This window comes from Prevotella sp. E13-17 (assembly GCF_022024035.1).
Taxonomy (GTDB): domain Bacteria; phylum Bacteroidota; class Bacteroidia; order Bacteroidales; family Bacteroidaceae; genus Prevotella.
Map to the genome: position 1 here is coordinate 1,176,867 of NZ_CP091787.1, position 18,522 is coordinate 1,195,388.

16 protein-coding genes are annotated in these 18,522 nt (G+C 43.1%); 13 read left to right on the top strand and 3 right to left on the bottom strand.

The window, feature by feature from the left end:
- Positions 1-54: 54 nt before the first annotated feature.
- A complete protein-coding gene (locus L6472_RS04260; protein ID WP_237807376.1) occupies positions 55-1,092 on the bottom strand; it encodes an L-rhamnose/proton symporter RhaT in 1,038 nt (345 codons plus the stop codon).
- Between the two features lie 27 nt (positions 1,093-1,119).
- Positions 1,120-1,740 (bottom strand): flavodoxin family protein, encoded by a 621-nt coding sequence (locus L6472_RS04265; RefSeq protein ID WP_237807378.1) that lies wholly within the window; start codon positions 1,738-1,740, stop codon positions 1,120-1,122.
- Positions 1,741-1,885: 145 nt separating this feature from the next.
- Between L6472_RS04265 and L6472_RS04270 the strand changes: the two genes are divergently transcribed.
- From L6472_RS04270 to L6472_RS04290, 5 genes are all read left to right on the top strand, one after another.
- A complete protein-coding gene (locus tag L6472_RS04270; protein WP_237807379.1) occupies positions 1,886-4,105 on the top strand; it encodes a GH92 family glycosyl hydrolase in 2,220 nt (739 codons plus the stop codon).
- Positions 4,106-4,132: 27 nt separating this feature from the next.
- Entirely contained in the window at positions 4,133-4,660 is a 528-nt protein-coding gene (locus L6472_RS04275) for a hypothetical protein (protein ID WP_237807380.1), read from the top strand.
- Between the two features lie 28 nt (positions 4,661-4,688).
- On the top strand, positions 4,689-5,075 hold the full coding sequence (locus tag L6472_RS04280; protein ID WP_237807381.1) for a C-GCAxxG-C-C family protein: 387 nt from the start codon (positions 4,689-4,691) through the stop codon (positions 5,073-5,075).
- A 72-nt stretch (positions 5,076-5,147) separates the two neighbouring features.
- Positions 5,148-5,852 (top strand): 4Fe-4S binding protein, encoded by a 705-nt coding sequence (locus tag L6472_RS04285; RefSeq protein ID WP_237807382.1) that lies wholly within the window; start codon positions 5,148-5,150, stop codon positions 5,850-5,852.
- On the top strand, positions 5,845-6,147 hold the full coding sequence (locus tag L6472_RS04290; RefSeq protein WP_237807383.1) for a TIGR04076 family protein: 303 nt from the start codon (positions 5,845-5,847) through the stop codon (positions 6,145-6,147). Before L6472_RS04285 ends, L6472_RS04290 begins: the two co-directional genes overlap by 8 nt.
- 14 nt (positions 6,148-6,161) lie before the next feature.
- Here the strand turns inward: L6472_RS04290 and dinB are convergent, their stop codons facing one another.
- Positions 6,162-7,334, bottom strand: a complete 1,173-nt coding sequence (dinB, locus tag L6472_RS04295) for a DNA polymerase IV (RefSeq protein ID WP_237807384.1) — start codon at positions 7,332-7,334, stop codon at positions 6,162-6,164.
- 408 nt (positions 7,335-7,742) lie between these two features.
- Here dinB and L6472_RS04300 point away from each other — a divergent pair, with 408 nt between their 5' ends.
- The 8 genes from L6472_RS04300 to L6472_RS04335 are packed head-to-tail and all read left to right on the top strand — an operon-like array spanning position 7,743 to position 18,284.
- Complete coding sequence (locus L6472_RS04300) at positions 7,743-10,802, top strand: type I restriction endonuclease subunit R (RefSeq protein ID WP_237807385.1); 3,060 nt, start codon at positions 7,743-7,745, stop codon at positions 10,800-10,802.
- 26 nt (positions 10,803-10,828) lie between these two features.
- A complete protein-coding gene (locus L6472_RS04305; protein ID WP_237807386.1) occupies positions 10,829-11,482 on the top strand; it encodes a restriction endonuclease subunit S in 654 nt (217 codons plus the stop codon).
- Positions 11,469-12,107, top strand: a complete 639-nt coding sequence (locus tag L6472_RS04310) for a restriction endonuclease subunit S (RefSeq protein WP_255777071.1) — start codon at positions 11,469-11,471, stop codon at positions 12,105-12,107. The genes L6472_RS04305 and L6472_RS04310 overlap by 14 nt, the downstream gene beginning before the upstream one ends.
- Positions 12,108-12,113: 6 nt before the next feature.
- Positions 12,114-13,283 (top strand): AAA family ATPase, encoded by a 1,170-nt coding sequence (locus L6472_RS04315; RefSeq protein ID WP_237807388.1) that lies wholly within the window; start codon positions 12,114-12,116, stop codon positions 13,281-13,283.
- Between the two features lie 3 nt (positions 13,284-13,286).
- Entirely contained in the window at positions 13,287-14,915 is a 1,629-nt protein-coding gene (locus L6472_RS04320; protein ID WP_237807389.1) for a type I restriction-modification system subunit M, read from the top strand.
- Positions 14,916-14,919: 4 nt separating this feature from the next.
- A complete protein-coding gene (locus L6472_RS04325) occupies positions 14,920-15,861 on the top strand; it encodes an AbiH family protein (RefSeq protein WP_237807390.1) in 942 nt (313 codons plus the stop codon).
- A 14-nt stretch (positions 15,862-15,875) separates the two neighbouring features.
- On the top strand, positions 15,876-16,703 hold the full coding sequence (locus tag L6472_RS04330) for a GIY-YIG nuclease family protein (RefSeq protein WP_237807391.1): 828 nt from the start codon (positions 15,876-15,878) through the stop codon (positions 16,701-16,703).
- A gap of 24 nt (positions 16,704-16,727) precedes the next feature.
- A complete protein-coding gene (locus tag L6472_RS04335; protein WP_237807392.1) occupies positions 16,728-18,284 on the top strand; it encodes an RNA-binding domain-containing protein in 1,557 nt (518 codons plus the stop codon).
- Positions 18,285-18,522: the final 238 nt, after the last annotated feature.

Sequence of the window (18,522 nt, forward strand, 5' to 3'; positions counted from 1 at the left end):
TTTAAGCAGCTATACCTGATGATGCAGGTCTGCTTTTCTTGTTGTTATGTTTTTCTATCCGATCAGTTGTGGCAGGAAGCATGAGATGACCAGTGTCACGATGCCACACACCAACACGACGATGGTTTTCGCAGAACAGCCTTTCCACTCTTTGAGAATGATTCCCCATACGTTAGAGAAGACAACATTGAGCGCCATCAATATGCAGAACGATAGCACGTCCATGGTGCCGCCTGCCTCGAAGAATGAGCGTCCCAGTGACAGACCGAAGAACTGCGAATACCACAGGGCACCAGCCAACAGGCAGAACAACAGGTTGTTGGCCCATACGTTGCCTTTGGCATAGTCGCCCCAAGTGCGATTCTTCTGATTCTGGTAGAAACAGTAGATGGCATTGGTGATAAATCCACCAAAGGTTACGAGGAAAGTGGCTGGTAGTGTGCGGAACATCGGATTGGTTAACTCGCCGAAATTGATGTCTTTACCAAACTCCAGGCCGACGTTGAAGCAACCACTCATGAAGCCTGCCAACAGGGCGATAGCCAGTCCCTTTGGGAAGTTGAAGTCTTTAACTGCTGCCTTTTTCTCTTCTTCAGACAGTGTGGCCGATTTCATGGAGCCTGCTGCACCAATGATGGCTATGCCAATGAGCGTGACGAGGACGCCTAAAAGAACGGCAGAGGTGAGCGACTTTAAAGCATCGAGCTCAGGGAAGAAGATGTTGAGAAGCACAGGGCCCATGATAGTTCCAAGTCCTGCACAGGTTCCTAAAGCAATGCTTTGTCCTAAAGCGACACCCAGATAGCGCATGGAGAGTCCGAATGTCAGTCCGCCAACGCCCCAAAGAACGCCAAAAAGTATAGTCATCCATAGGTTTGATGATGGTGCAGAGGCAAACAGGTTAAAGAGTGATTCTCCACTGGGAACGGCCAGGATGGCACCTAAAAATGGCAATATCAGCCATGCGAAGACACCTTGGACGATCCAGTACGACTCCCAAGACCAGTCTTTGATTTTGTTGATAGGCACATAGCAACTTGACTGGCAGAAGGCGCCAATTGCAATGATTAATAGTCCGATAATAATTTCCATGTTTTAGTTAATTAGTTGAATATATGATTATCTGATAAAGTTTGTTCTTTGCATGGGCTCTAATTGGGGATGCCCATCCTCCGCAACGTTTAGTTTCTTGATCATCCATGCCATATTGCGCCCCAATGTGCGCATGGTCTGCATGCCTTCTTCGTCCTGTGCTGCCTGCCCAGGTGTTTGCCCGTAAACCATGTTCCAGTATTGCGAGCTGACAATAGGCATATTCAGTATGGTGAAGTATTTGTTGAGTCGGTCGAATGCTGCCGAAGCACCGCCTCTGCGACAAACGACAACGCTGGCGGCGGGCTTGAATTGCAGGTCTTGCCCCAACGAATAGAACACGCGGTCGAGGAGTGCACAGAGAGAACCGTTGGGGCCTCCATAGTAAACGGGCGAGCCAACGACCAGCCCGTCTATCCCGTCTTTGATAGTGCGCATGACGTTATAATAGAGATCGTCGTGGAAAGTGCAGCGATTGTTGTTTCTTCCACACATGCCACAAGCAATGCATCCCTGTACGGCTTTCTTTCCAATGGAAATGATGGTCGTTTCTATACCTTCTTCATTGAGGGTACGAGCCACCTCGCTCAGTGCCAGAAAAGTGTTGCCATTCTCCTTGGGACTTCCATTTATCAATAAGACCTTCATCTGTGTTTCAATATTCTAGTTTGATTACACGATGCAAATTTAGCTATTATTTCTGTGAATAATGTCATAAACCTGATAAAAAAATCTAATAATAAACTGATATGCGTATTATCTTTGTATCTTTGCACAAAATTTCCGAACCAAAATGAAAACTAGATTCGTCCTCCTTCTATGGCTTAGTGGTTTGACGGCAAGTATGCTGGCTACCGACCACACTTCGTATGTAAACCCTTTTATTGGCACTCAGACCGATGAGACAGGCGCCCTTAGTGGATCGACATTCCCTGGGGCAACGATGCCGCAAGGCATGGTGCAGCTGAGTCCTGAAACAGAGCAAATGGTGACTTGGGATCCTTGTTCTGGCTATGACTACAATCGTGATTCTATCTATGGTTTTACCCATACTCATCTCAGCGGAACGGGGTGCACAGACCTGATAGACGTCAGCTTAATGCCTCTGTCCCATGAAGTGAATGCTGCCGAGTTGAGTAGGGGCGTGTTCGGTCAGCGATATAGTCATCAGGCCGAGGCTGCTCGTCCGGGCTATTATATGGTTGAACTCCAGGAGAGTGGCGTCCGCGTAGAGCTCTCAGCTACCGTTCGTACTGGCATTCATCGCTACACGTTCCCCCAAGGTAAGCCCCAAACCATTGTCCTCGATTTGGACAGAGGTACCTATCGCGGCGAGGCATATTACACAGGACGCCGGGCCTATCAGATCATACAAAGCCAGATGCGTGTTGTCGATGACCACACCATAGAGGGTTTCCGTGTCATTACAGGATGGGCCAAGTTGCGCAAAGTCTATTTTCGTGCAGAGTTCTCACGCCCCTTCAGTCAGCGTCTTCTGATGGATGGCAGACGCAATGTTGGCGGGAGCCCTGTGGTCAATGGTCGTTCGCTGCGTGGTGCGCTCAGTTTCGACCCTGCTGACGGTAGGGAGTTGACAGTCAAGGTGGCTATCTCGCCAGTCGATAATCTGGGAGCGCGCAAGAATATGAAGGCTGAGGCGCAAAGCTGGAATTTCAATGATTACACCCAGGCTGCTCACAACGCATGGGAGAAAGCATTGGCATGTATCGATGTTGATGGCACACAAGAGCAAAAGACCATTTTCTACACCGGCCTTTATCATGTGCTGATGCAGCCCAATACCATGAGCGATGTGGATGGACGCTATATGGACACCAACTTTGAAATCAAGCAGATGCCTCGTGGCGAGGCATATCATAGCACCTTCAGCCTTTGGGATACGTTCCGCGCGGCTCATCCACTTTATACGCTCATCGCCCCAGATGTAGCAGCTCAGTTTGTTCGCGACATGGTGCGTCATCACCAGACCTATGGCTATCTGCCCATTTGGGACCTGTGGGGGCAGGATAACTACTGCATGATTGGCAATCATGCCATTCCCGTGCTGGCTGATGCCATATTGGCAGAGCTGCCTGGCATTGATGTTGACGAGGCGTATCAGGCCATGGTGGAGAGCAGCACCCGTAGTCATCTCAACTCGCCATTCGAGGTGTGGGAGAAGTATGGCTATATGCCTCAGACGCTGCAGAACACCAGTGTTAGCATCACCCTCGAACAGGCTTTTGATGATTGGTGCGTGGCAGCTGTCGCAAAGAAATTGGGCCGTAAGGCAGACTACGAGCGATTCATCCGTCGCAGCGAGTTCTATCGCAATCTGTTCGATGCCAAAACGGGCTTCTTCCGTGCCAAGGATGAGAGAGGCAACTGGATAGAACCTTTCGATCCCCTCAGCTATGAGAATCCTTCTTTCATCGAGGGTAATGCTTGGCAGTATATGTGGTTTGTGCCTCAAAATCCGAAAGGACTCATCGAACTGCTGGGCGGTGAGAAGAACTTCTTGAAGAAACTTGATGAGAACTTTTCGCTGACTGCAACCAGTGGTGAGGTGAATGGCAATGCCAGCGGCTTCATCGGACAGTATGCGCATGGCAACGAGCCCAGCCACCACACGGTATATCTCTACAACTTTGCAGGTCGCCCGCAGCGCACCCAGGAGTTGGTGGAGCAGGTGCGCAGTCAGTTCTATAACGCCACCCCCTGTGGCTATGCCGGCAACGACGACTGTGGACAGATGTCGGCATGGTATATCTTCTCTTCATTGGGTTTCTACCCGTTCAATGCTGGTGCTGCCGAGTATGTCATTGGCACACCGCTCTTCAAGCGTGCAACGCTGCATTTGGCAGGTGGACGCGATTTTGTCGTTACGGCTCCCAATAAGACAGCCCAGAAGGTACATGTGAAACGCGTGAAGCTGAATGGAAAAACAATGAAAGAGCTGGTACTCTCGCATCAGCAGATCATGGAGGGTGGTACCCTTCAATTCGATATGTAATGTTTTTGATAATATAATTAAGGTATAATGGAACAATTTGAAGAGACTCTACGCAGTGACCTGCACCAATTCTTGTTAAGTGGTCAAAGGGTGGACGAGCGTTTGCCGGAATGTCCTGATGTAGAAGATAAATGGGAAGACATCGCACGAGCTTATATCCCCGATGGCATTCGTGAGTTTCAGAACTTTCCCTCTGCGAGTTTGGGGTGGATGATGTATATCGGTATGGCTATAGCCCAGATGTGGGATAAGGAGTGGGACATCTATTCCAAGGTGGATGACCTGTATGCCTACCTGCGTGACAAACGCGGCTATGATGCTATGGATGAATATGTACGCGAGGAAATCCTGTTGCTCAAGGGTGAATCCTATTCGCAGATGGAAAAACTGGTGGGCGAATGTGCCTCGCGTGTCTATAATGCGCTGTTGCGTCAGAATATTGAGCCAGGAACAAAGGAGGCGTTTAATGCCTATGTCTCGTGTTTGCATCAGCTCTATTTGATGGGTGCTGCCATCCAATTAAAGCAGATGGGCTACCATATGGCAAAAATGTAGAATCGTCATATATCATATAATGGGAATAATGGAAACAAGAAAGAACATTGCAAAAGAGAAAAAACGTAGTGGAAGTCATAACTGTGCCCAGGCTGTCCTGCACACCTATGCCGATATAGCCGGGGTCGATGAGGACATGGCCATGAATATGGCAAACGCCTTCGGAACGGGCATGGGGTGCATGGAAGGCACCTGTGGTGCACTGGTTGGAGCAGGCATGGTGCTGGGTATGGTCAATAAGGATAAAGTGAAGTCAATGAAGCAGATGCGTGAGATCATGACTAAATTCCAGCAGCGTAATGGTGCCACACAGTGTAAACTGTTGAAAGGTGTCGGCACGAAAGTCGTTCTTCGCGAATGTCCCGATTGTGTTGCAGATGCTGCCGAGTTCCTGGAAGAACAGCTCGGCGCATAGTTGATGCACAATCTTGGTATGGTTTTTGTGGTAAGGTTGATAGATTGTCATTCAGAATAACATTAAAGAATCATGATGGAACAAAAGAAGAAAAACTTTCATAGGCATTTTGCCACATCAGGGCACTCGCTCTATTGGATTATTATCACCTATCTAATCGTAGGTTGGTTCTTCCCTGCCATCGGCCTGATAGCGCTGATTTGCATGATAGGTCCAGTAGTCACCTCCATTTGGCGTGGTCGCTTCTGGTGCGGAAATGTGTGTCCACGAGGAAATTTGTACGACCGTCTGCTCTCAAAATATTCTCCTCACAAGCCGATACCCCGTTTCGTGCGTACGTCGGGATTCCGCCTGTTCATGGTGTTCTTCATCTTCACCATGTTCGGACTGCAATTGAGTCAGGCACGTTGGAGTGAAGGCGGACTGGCCATGTGGAGTGACATCGGTCGTGTGTTCTGGACCATCATCCTCATGACCACCGTTGTGGGTGTTGTACTCTCGTTTATTTATGCGCCTCGCACTTGGTGCAGCTTCTGTCCAATGGGCACCATCTCTCGTTGGGTGGCACCCAAACAGGCTCCTCTCCCCAAGTCTTTCAAAGGCATCCACGTCAGCAGCGCTTGTAAGACTACTTGTAAGATGTGTGCCCGCGTGTGTCCCATGCAGCTCACGCCTTATGAGGCAAGTGGCGAGGCAACGGGCTATCTGCACCCCGACTGCATCAAGTGTCGCAAGTGTACCTTGGCATGTCCCACAAAGGTAGTCAGCTATGAATAAAGTAAGGATCACAGCCATCCGGCAGACTGTCTATTCCGATCTTGTGGCGCAATACGAGAACCCCATAGAGCATGCTTGTGGAGTAAGGGTAGGGCAGCAGTGGATTTCTGTCGATGGCGAGCGTCCGGAAGGGATGTGTCCTTCTGCATGGTCTTCGATGCAAGAGTTTGTTGTGGCCTTGGCCCATGGCGGAGGCAACTTCTACGATGGATGGATGAAGAATCCGAAGAGTGCCATGATAAGTTGTAACGATGGATTCCGCCCCTTCAGTTTCCTGATTGAAGTGATCGAATAGTCGATTACTTCAATCTAATCTTCGGGCCATGGTTTAAAATCTAATTCCAACTCGGTCCAATGATTCTCTTCCTGTGGTGTGGAAGTTCCAGGCTTTGACACCCCTAAGCCTATCAGACGGATGGGGTGAGAGTGATACTCTACACCCTGCATCAGTCGTTTTGCCAGTGGCAGAATATCGCCCTTACTACGTAGAATATGGTCTGCGGTGATGCTGCGAGTAATTTGCTGAAAGTCCATAAACTTGCCATCCTGGCGAGTTTGCTCTCGCTCGGCAGCGTCGAAGTAAACTTCACTCTGCTCTCGTTTATTCGCAAACTTAACCTTCAGTGTCAACGTTCGACCTTCAAAGTGGTTCTTCTCAATGCGTCTGACCAGCTCAAGCACAGTGTGATAGAGGTGAATAGTGATGTCAGCGTTTTTGCTGATGTCCGATTCAAATGTATGCTCGCAACTCACAGACTTGCGCTCCCATTCAGAGATGACGGGCCTGTTGTCAATGCCTCTCGAGAAGTTATAGAACACCTGTCCCATCTTTCCGAACTCTTGAGTCAGTCGGCTTTGCGTCATGTTTCTCAGGTCAAGTCCCGTAAAGATACCCATGCGGTGCATTTTCACAGCGGTTTTCTGGCCTACGCCCCAAATCTTCTCTACTTTCAGATGAGCGATGAAATCCAGTGCTCTGTCTGGATGAATCACTGTCAGTCCGTCGGGTTTGCGCCAGTCAGAGGCAATCTTTGCAAGAAACTTACAGTAGCTGACGCCTGCCGATGCCGTCAGTCCTGTCGTCTCGCGAATACGTTGCTTGATTTCGCGGGCAATAGCTACCCCTAACTCGATTTCTTTTTTGTTCTCCGTCACGTCGAGAAAAGCCTCGTCTAGAGATATCGGTTCAATCAAATCGGTATAGTCGTGAAATATCTCATGTAATTGGGCAGACACCTCCTTATACTTTTGAAAGTGAGGTTCCACGATGATCAGCTGTGGACAAAGACGCTTGGCCACCTGAATAGACTGCGCAGAATGCACACCGAATCGTCGGGCTTCGTAGCTGGCTGTCGAGACCACACCGCGTTCTGCATCATGGCCAACCGCAATAGGTTTGCCTCTCAGTTCGGGATTGTCGCGCTGTTCTACAGCAGCGAAGAACTGATCCATGTCCACATGAATGATCTTATTTGTTACCATGCTTCAGCTTTGAGAGTTGTCACGATGCCCGTGTTCTAAAGTTTTATGCAAAGGTATTAAATATTCTTCAATAATCCTCAATATGCCAGTGCTTTTTCTATGTAGGTAAAGAGCAATCCCTTTCCTTCATCAAGAAACTGCCTATGAACTAAGTTGGATTGGAGGAAACTTTAACCAAACTGTTAGGTGTGCCAATGAATTGGCAATTATCGAGTTGAACCAGTCCTATTTTGATAAAGTCTTTTTCCCTCAGATTAGAGAGATACAGGAATTGATTTGTGATATTAAGGAAGAGCAACATCAGATTGCCCAGACGCTCATCCGGAAACTCAGAAGAATGACAGTTGGGCTATATCTAATCAAGTAGAATAAATATATTGTTGCAAAAAAACAGTAACCCTTTTTTTTATGCAAAAGTTTTTGTATATTTGCAGCAAAATAATCAATCCTATCAATAGAAGCGTGTTAGAAAGCCAAATTGAGAATAGTTTCATAAGGAAACTAACAACAGACTTGAAGTATGTCTATCGTGATGATATTCACGACAGACAGAGCCTTGAGCGTAACTTCAGGGAGAAATTTCAAGCTTTGAACAAGGTGCATTTGACAGATGCTGAGTTTACCCGTTTGATGGAGGAACTTACTAATTCTGATGTCTATGCCTCTTCCAAGAGATTGCGTGAAATTAATACGTTTATGCGTGAGGACGGCACACCTCTTCAATATACATTGGTTAATATCAAGGACTGGTGCAAGAATGACTACGAAGTCGTCAATCAGTTGCGAATGAACACCCGTTATAGTTCGCATCGTTATGATGTGATATTACTGATTAACGGCTTGCCCCTTGTGCAGATAGAGTTAAAGACACTTGATGTCAGCCCTCGTCGTGCCATGCAGCAGATCGTTGACTATAAGAATGATGTTGGCAACGGATATACTAATTCGTTGCTCTGCTTCATGCAGATGTTCATTGTCAGCAACAGGACAAATACCTACTATTTTGCTAACAACAACAGGACTCATTTCAATTTCAATGCTGCCGAGAACTATTTGCCGGTCTATCAATGGGCAGACGAGAAGAACAAGAAGATAACCAACCTTGACGACTTCTCTGATGTCTTTTTAGCAAAGTGTAAGTTGGGTGAGATGATTAGCCGTTACATGGTACTTGTTGCCAGCGAACAGAAGATATTGATGATGCGTCCTTATCAGATTTATGCTGTAAAGGCCATCATAAATTGTATCAATGAAAATCGTGGTAACGGCTATATCTGGCATACAACGGGTAGTGGCAAGACGTTGACATCTTTTAAGGCTGCAACGCTGTTGAAGGACAATCCCGAAATCGACAAATGCCTGTTTGTGGTGGATCGTAAAGACCTTGACAGACAGACACGCGAGGAATTCAATAAGTTCCAAGAGGGTTGTGTGGAAGAGAACACCAATACAGATGCACTGGTGCGCAGAATGTTGTCGGAAGATTACTCTGACAAGATTATTGTGACCACCATTCAGAAATTGGGTATCGCCTTAGATCCGCAGAATCGCGCTAACTATCAGAAACGTCTGCTTCCTGTAAGAGATATGCGTATGGTGTTTATCTTTGACGAATGCCATCGTTCGCAGTTTGGCGAGAACCACAAGGCCATTAAAGAGTTCTTCCCAAACTCTCAGTTGTTTGGCTTTACAGGAACACCCATTTTTGAGCAGAATGCATCCTATACGCAGATAACGGGTGAGGAGGCTCAGTATAAGACAACAGAAGACGTCTTTGAGAAAGAACTGCATGCCTATACTATCACCAACGCTATTGATGATAAAAACGTGCTGCGTTTCCATGTGGACTACTTTAAGCCCGATGAGAACGATAATGTTATTGGCATTGCAAAGAAACAGGCTGTTGTCAAGATGATTCTGCAAAAACATAACAATGCCACTAATGAACGTCGCTTCAATGCGCTCTTTGCAACGGGGTCTATCAATGAAGCCATTGAGTATTACCAGTTATTCAAGAAGATGCAGGCAGAGCAACAGGAAAAGGATGAGGCATTCGAGCCATTAAACATTGCTTGTGTATTCTCTCCACCTGCTGAAGGGAACAGGGACATTATGCAGATTCAGGAGGATTTGCAGCAAGAGCGTATCGACAATGAGAAAGAGCCAGATCAGAAAAAGGCTTCACTCATGGCTATCATAGATGATTATAACAAACAGTATGGTACAAACCATTCTGTAGCTGAGTTTGATGCTTACTATCAGGATGTGCAGAAGCGCATCAAGAGCCAAAAGTACACTAATCAAGACTATGCACATAAAAACAAGATAGATATTACGATTGTGGTGGATATGTTGCTGACAGGCTTTGACTCCAAGTATCTGAATACGCTGTATGTGGATAAGAACTTGAAATATCATGGTCTGGTGCAGGCATTCTCACGTACCAACAGAATCTTAAACGACACGAAACCCTACGGGAACATCCTTGATTTTAGAGGGCAGCAGGATGCTGTTGATGAGGCTATTGCATTGTTCTCGGGCGAAAAGAATGGAGATGTTGCTCGACAAGTATGGCTTGTGGAGCCTGCAGAAGTCATCATACAGAAATACTGCAAGGCTGTGAATGACTTGCGCAATTTCATGCATCTTCAGAATCTGGAGTTTAAACCTGAAGAGGTAGCTAACCTGAAAGGCGATGATGCCAAGGCTGGCTTCATCAACTATTTCAAGGAGGTGCAGCGATACAAGACCCAATTGGATCAATACACAGACCTTGTGAAAGTTGACAATAATGAAAATCCTTGGATGGCAAGTGAACTCATTGCCACAACGACATACGGTTTCAGGGATGATGATGAACTGCGCGCATTCCGTGGTGCTTACCTTGATGTAGCCAAGCAACTGAAGACAAAACGCGAAAGCAACGATATAACAGTCTCTACAGAGATTGAGGACTTGGATTTCGAGTTTGTCCTGTTTGCGTCGGCTCTGATAGACTATGATTATATCATGGAGTTAATTAGCCGCTATGTGGGTGCGCCCTCTATGCAGAAGATGACAAAGGAACAATTGGTAAACCTGATATGTTCCAGTGCCAACCTCATAGATGAGCGTGAGGATATCATCGACTATATTGACGACTTGGATGCCAAAGGTGTGAACGGCAAGACAGAGAAGGAAATAGAACAAGGCTATGAACTTTTCAAAAAAGACAAGTTCACCAAGGCTATCTCTTCCATTGCCGAAAAACATCACTTGGATATCGAAGCCGTTCAGACTTTTGTCAATGAAATCGTAGAGCGAAGAATCTTTGACGGTGAAAAACTTTACGACCTGATTGCCCCTCTGGAATTAGGCTGGAAAGATCGTGCCCGAAAAGAAGAGGAATTGATGAAAGACTTGATTCCTTTACTGAAGCGAATGGCAGGAGGCCAGAAAATTTCTGGACTTTCAGCGTATGAGAATTAATACATCTTTGAAAAGCAAAAAACGAGATGGATAATAACTTAACTTGTTCCCCGCAACATCTTAGATTTCCAGGATTTAAAGAAATTAGTAGTTGGGAAGAAAAAAGATTGGGTGATATCTTTGTGAGGATCACAAAGAAGAATAAAGAAAACAATAAAAACGTCTTGACTATTTCGGCTCAACATGGCTTAGTAAGTCAATATGACTATTTTAACAAAAATGTTGCATCTTTAGATGTATCTAATTATTATCTTATAGAGAAAGGTGATTTTGCTTATAATAAGAGTCGTTCACAAGGCTATCCATATGGTGCAATTAAACCTTTGTCGTTGTATGATGAAGGTGTCGTTTCACCGTTGTATATATGTTTTAGATTAAAGGAAAACGAAGGTAACGCAGATTTCTTTCGACACTATTTTGAGACGGACTTATTCAATAACGAAATCGCTAAAATAGCCCAAGAAGGTGCAAGAAATCACGGATTGTTAAATATTTCATCAGAAGAGTTTTTCGATATTCAACTTCGTGTTCCTTCTATTGAAGAACAAGCTAAAATAGCAAAGGGGTTATCATCAATAGATGAGTTAATTTATGCATGCAATGAAAAATTGGAATTACTCAAAGCTCATAAGAAAGGGTTAATGCAGCAATTGTTAGCTCCCATAAATGGGGGGGGGTAATTCTTGTGTGACGTCTACATTAAGATTTCCTAAGTTTAAGAACACTAAAGGATGGGAGATTAAGAAATTGAAAGATATAGCTTTTCGTATTACAGTTAAAAATAAGAGTAAAAAAGATTTGCCTGTATTCACGAACTCTGCATCTGGTGGAATCGTGAATCAACAGGATTATTTTGATAGAGAAATTGTAACAAAAGACAATCTTATTAATTACTCTATTGTTGAAGTTGATGATTTTATTTACAATCCGCGAATCTCAACAACAGCACCAGTCGGCCCTATTTCAAGAAATCGAATTGGACATGGTGTTATGTCTCCGTTATATACTATTTTTCGGTTTATTGACGGAAACATTGACTTCTTTGAGCATTATTTCAAGACAAATTGTTGGCATCAATATTTGAAAAATAAAGCAAATTTCGGTGCTCGATTTGATCGTATGAATATAACAAATGAAGATTTTATGAATATGCCAATTCCATTCCCTCCAATAGTAGAACAAAAACAAATCGCAGAATGCTTATCATCTATAGACGAAGCTATAACGCTTTATTCTGAGAAAGTTTCTTTGATAGAACAGCATAAAAAAGGGCTTATGCAACAGTTGTTCCCAACTCCAAAATAAAATGTTATGCCTAATCAATTGAAAGATTCATATTCAAATTTGAGCGAACTTGCTCAAGATTTGAGAAATAGCGAAAAGAAGAATATAATTATTTTCGCCCATAATGGCGTTGGTAAAACAAGTCTCTCTGTTGAATTTAAAAACATAGCTAAAAATGCAGGTGCGAGTGATACCTTATATTATAATGCATTTACCGAAGATTTGTTTTATTGGGACAATGATTTGGAAAATGATGAAGTTAGAGTCTTACGATTCAATAGAAGATCTCATTTCTTTGATGGTCTAGATGCCAATGAAATGGATACACGAATCCGTTCTGTTTTAGGTAGGTATTCCGACTTTGATTTTACTATCAGAATGGATGTCGAGGCGGAAAAAGAAAAAAATAAAGGCATAACTACGTATCATTTTCATTCTACAGATTATGTCACGTTCAGAAGAATGGAATACAGTGAAGAGACTGGAACTACAGAATGGAAAGAGAATATAAAAATCTCGCGTGGAGAAGAGAACATCTTCAAATGGTGTTTCTTCCTAGCTATTGTCCAAATGACCGTTGATAAGGCAGAAGCATATAAATGGGTGAAATACATCTATATTGATGACCCAATTTCTTCATTGGATGATAATAACGCCATACTTGTTGCCAGTCATCTCGCTTCATTGATAAAACAAGACACAAACAATCTACATACGATAATTTCTACGCATCATGGCTTGTTCTATAATGTGATGTGTAATGAGTTGGGTAATAATGCTCCTAAATATTATTTATATAAAGAAAACGAAGAAGGAGATGATGTCACTAAACAAACCAAATTTCTATGGAAGATAAAAGACTTAAGAGATACTCCTTTTTTCCAACATGTATCATTAATAAAAGAACTGAATAAGGCTGTAAGTGATGAAGGGCAGCTGTTTACTTATCATTTCAATATGTTGAGAAATGTATTGGAAAAAACTGCGGCATTTCATGGTTTTAACAGATTTAGTGATTGTATTAAAAAATTTGATGACGACCCAGATGAACAATTATATTCACGAATGATTAATATTTTCAGTCATGGTAATTACTCTGTATTTGAGCCTGTTGAAATGAATGATGAGAATAAAAACTATTTCAAAAAGATATATGCCGATTTTAAAAAACAATTCCCTTTTAACGAAGATTTGTAACTTATGACTCAGAATCAGCAACAAGAACTCGGAAAAACTCTTTGGGGAATCGCCAATAACCTACGTGGTGCAATGATGGCTGATGATTTCCGTGATTATATGCTATCTTTTCTTTTTTGGAAGTATCTGTCAGATAGTTATGTTAATGCAGCCAAAAAAGAATTAGGTCCAGATTATCCAGAAACGCCTAAAGATGTTTTGGATACATTAGGAGTTTCAACTCCTCTACAGATATGGTATAATGAGAATCCAAATGATGTGCTGCTGTTTGAACGACAGATGAAGCGTAAAACTCATTATATTATTGAACCTCAATATTTATGGGACAATATTGTGGAATTGGCGAGAACACAAAGTGATGAGTTACTGCTAACATTAGAGGAGGGATTCAAATATATAGAGAATGATTCCTTTGACAGTTCGTTTAAAGGTTTGTTCTCTGAAATCAATTTGAGTTCTGAGAAGTTAGGCAAGAACTATACAGAGCGAAATGACTTATTGACAAAGGTCATCACGACGATTGCGAATGGACTGAAAGAGTTCTCTGCCGACAATGATTCTTTGGGCGATGCTTATGAATATCTGATTGGTCAGTTTGCTGCAGGTTCAGGACAAAAGGCTGGCGAATTCTATACGCCACAGATGATTTCAACAATCCTATCTCGTATTGTTACATTGGATTGTCAAGACCCTGCATCTGGTAAGAAAAACAGAATTAACCGTGTGCTGGACTTTGCTTGTGGTTCAGGATCGTTGTTGCTGAATGTACGCAACCAGATGGGCGAAAGTGGCATTGGCAAAATTTATGGTCAGGAGAAGAATATCACGACCTATAACCTCTGCCGAATGAATATGCTTCTGCATGGGGTAAAAGATTCTGCTTTTGAAATTCATCATGGCGATTCACTTGCTAATGATTGGGAAATATTACAGGAGGAAAATCCTGCTAACAAGATAGATTTCGATGCAGTCGTAGCTAATCCCCCTTTCTCTCTGCGTTGGGATCCAACGGAAGACACCATCAATGACTTCCGTTTCAATCGCTATGGAGTAGCACCACGATCTGCTGCTGACTTTGCTTTCCTTTTGCATGGTTTCCATTTCCTAAGCGAAGACGGTACAATGGCTATCATTCTGCCTCATGGTGTGTTGTTCCGTGGAGGCAAGGAGTTGGCTATCAGAAAGAAACTGCTCGAAGATGACAATATCGATGCTGTTATAGGTTTGCCTGGCAATCTGTTCTATTCAACGGGTATTCCTGTTTGCATCATTGTTTTAAAGAAATGCCGTAAGAATGATAAGATTCTCTTCATCAATGCCAGTTCTGACGAGCACTACGAAAAGGGAAAACGTCAGAACTATCTTCGTGATGAAGATGTCAATAAGATAGTTGATACTTACCAATTCCGTAAAGAAGAATCACGCTATTCCCGTCAAGTCTCTTTACAGGAAATCAAAGAGAATGACTACAACCTCAATATCACACGTTATGTCAGTCTGGCACAGGAAGAAAAGCCTATTGACCTGCAAGAAGTGCATGATAAGTTGGTAGAGATAGAAAAGGAAATTGTGAAGGCTCGCGATAAACATAATGAATTCCTGAAAGAATTAGGCTTGCCCCCATTGGTATAAAAGTATGGCACAACTCGCTCTTATAATAGGCAATGGATTTGATCTGGACTTAGGGCTGCCATCTAAGTATTCTGACTTCATGGATAGCCCAGAATGGAGGAATATTCTTTCAGGTGTAAGGAGTAGTTACCATGATAATGAATTGAATCACTCCCTTATTTGGTATCTGTATAAAGGAGCTCATGATTTGAACTGGTTCGATATCGAAGTAGAAATTCATAATTTCATACAAGAACATCCCGACTGTACAGAAAACGAAGTTCGTCATATACGTAGTGATTTTGATCAACTAAAGAAGGCATTAAAGGACTACTTAAATCGTGTAACAGCGAACTTTAAGGCTGCAGAGAATAAGATAGCATGCCGACTTATTTACCACCTGACCCAATGTCCTCTTAGCATGGTTGAGATTTATTTCAATTATACCAATGCTCACATAATGTTGCAAAGGCAAACCTATTACAATCCTGGTCAATGTACTTTTACTTATGTTCATGGCAGTTTAAGAGAAAATGATATTGTACTTGGATGCGATTTGAGCGATAACGAAGAAGTTAATCGGTCATTGTCCTTTATGTACAAATACAATATGTTAAAAAGGTCCAATCACGTAGCCCGCCATATTTTAGAAGCAAAAGAGGTTATTTTCTTTGGTCACTCTGTAAATGAAATGGATTTCTGCTATTTTAGGGAGTTTTTTAGGGCTGCCAGTGCTTCGCCCAATCCTATTAGGCATTTGACATTTATCACTTACGATGATGAATCTGAACGTAGCATAAAAGACAATATCCGAAATCAAGGTATTTCCGTTTCAGATTTATATAGCAATCTATGGACTTTCACTTTCATCCACTCAAGCAAAATATACAAAGGTGATGGAAATGAACAGCAAAAGTGGAATGAGTTACTTCAAAGAGTGTTAGCAAGGGATAGGCATGGATTATAAAACTAACAGCTAATATGGGCAAAACAGTAACAACATATTTGATAGACGGAGATCCGAAAGGGACTCAGTACGTGTTCATCAGCAATAAGATTTGCCAGATGTATGTGATTCCTCGTTCTAACCTTTCAATTCTGAATGAGCGTCAGGAGTTGCAGACACCAGCATTTTATATCTTGTTGGGTGAAGATGAGGCAACTAAGCCAAAGGCATATATTGGTGAGACAGAGAATTTTCGTGAGCGGGTGAAAGATCACGATAGCAAAAAAGCGTTTTGGCAAAAGGCGTTGCTGTTTATCTCGAAAGATGCTGCTATGACAAAGGCTGATGTGCAATACTTGGAGCATCGAGCCATCACAGAGGCAAAGATTTCAAACACTTTTGTGTTGAACGAGAACAAACAGACACCAAAAGCACCTAATCTTCCTGAATACAGAAAGGATGATATGGAGGGTTTCTTTGAAGATGTGAAGTTCCTGACATCTTTTATTGGCTGCAATATCTTTGATATAGCAAAGCCAAAGGAAGAGCACTTGTTCTATACTAAAGGGCGCGGGTGTGATGCAAAAGGCTTCTATCAGACAAGTGGCTTCACCGTCTTAAAGGGTAGTATTATCGCCAAGTCTTCCGTTCCTTCACTCACGTGGAAAGAGAAGCGTGAGAAGCTGTTGAAAGAATATACCGTCAGCAATGGTGACAAGTTGAAATTAGAGTCTGACAAGACTTTCTCCAGTCCCAGCACTGCAGCTGATTTCTGCATCGGAAGCAGCAACAATGGTTGGCTCGTCTGGAAAGACAAAGATGACCAAACACTGGATGCTGTATATAGGAAGCAATTGGAATAAAATTTGTAACTTTGCAAGCAAGATATGACAATAGACGAGATAAGAGCATTGCTCAATGATTTAGAGAGTGATCGGGTTGAAAGAACAATTTCAACCACGAACACAGATAAGTTTGGACAGGCAATCTGTGCATTCGCCAATGACCTTCCTGACCATCGACAGCCTGGCTATTTGTTCTTGGGTGTGATGGACGATGGCAAAGTGAAAGGGCTGGATGTGACAGATGAACTGCTGAAGAATGTGGCGGCAATACGCACAGATGGAAATATTCAGCCACAGCCATCAATGACTGTTGAAAAGGTGTCAATGGGAGAAGGGAATATAGTGATGGTAAAAGTGGAACCTTCCATTTTTCCTCCTGTCAGGTATAAGGGGCGCATTTGGATTAGAATTGGACCTCGTAAGGGTGTAGCCAACGAGAATGATGAGCATATCCTGATGGAGAAACGTCGGACTAATGTGACTTCATTTGACTCGTCGCCTTGTCTGAATGCGACGATAGACGACTTGGATTTGCAGCAGTTCAAGCACTATTATCTGCCCAACGCAATGACTGATGATGAAATTGAGGAAGACCGCAAGGAAGGACGGGGCATTAAGGTGCAATTGAGTTCGTTTGGATTCTATGATACTCGCTACGATTGTCCGACTAATGCAGGTATGTTGTTCTTCGCGAAGAATCTTCGTAGGTTTATTCCTGGTGCATACATTCAGTACGTTCGGTTTGCAGGGAAAGACCGAACTGGGGATATATTGATGGAACATGAGTTCAAGGCGAATCTGTGTACGACCTTAAAGGAACTGGAGACTTTTGTTGATACTACTATTGCCAATCGTCGCCCTATACCTGTTAGTTCGACACGTGAAGATATATTCGTGGATTATCCTGACTGGGCTACTCGTGAACTTCTGATGAATGCAATCTGCCATCGTGACTATACAAGTAATGGACCGATTCAGTTCTATCAGTATGATGACCGCATTGAGATTATGAATCATGGTGGCTTGTATGGACGTGCCAATGAGGCAAATTTCCCCAAGGTGAATGACTATCGGAACATCGTAGTGGCAGAGGCTATGAAGGTCTTGGGCTTCGTTAATCGCCATAGTCGTGGTGTGCTGAGGGTGCAGAAGGATTTGAAGGCTAATGAGAATGGTGAGGCTGTTTATGACTTCAGTTATCAAACGGCTGTTATGGTGACGGAGAGTAAATCACCTCGCGGAGAGAGGGCCATGAAGGAGGCTATTGCTAATGGTCTTGTAATTGAGGGAGAAGAAAAACGATCACAAAAAAGGTCAGATTTGACCATTCTTGATCAAAAACCGTCAAAAATGACGGAAAATAGTGAAGGAAAAGTTCAAAAACCGTCATTTTTGACGGAAAATGAATTTCCTTCAATGATAGTAAAGAATGTTTATGAAGCCCTTAAATTAAATCGTAAAGCGAAATATTCATGGCTTCAGGATAACTTAGGCGTAAGCGAAAGCACTATTCTTAGGGCTATAAACGATCTTAAGGAACTCGGATATATAAATCCAGAACATTCGAAAATAAAAGGTGAGTGGCAGCTTTTGAAGTAAGTGCTCCTGCTTATGCAAACGACAACGGAGTGGACAAATTGACATCTATATGACAATTTCAACTTGTCAACGTTTAATAATATTCTTTTCCCTTAAGGCTGTTATGGACTTTAAGGGAAAAGAAGTTTTTAAAGGAGAAAATATGGTAGAAATAGCGCAGAAATCGAAGGAGCTGTCTAGCAGTATCAAATCAGTATCAAATTTGAAATGATGAAAAAGAAAAAGCCCTGTAAATCTT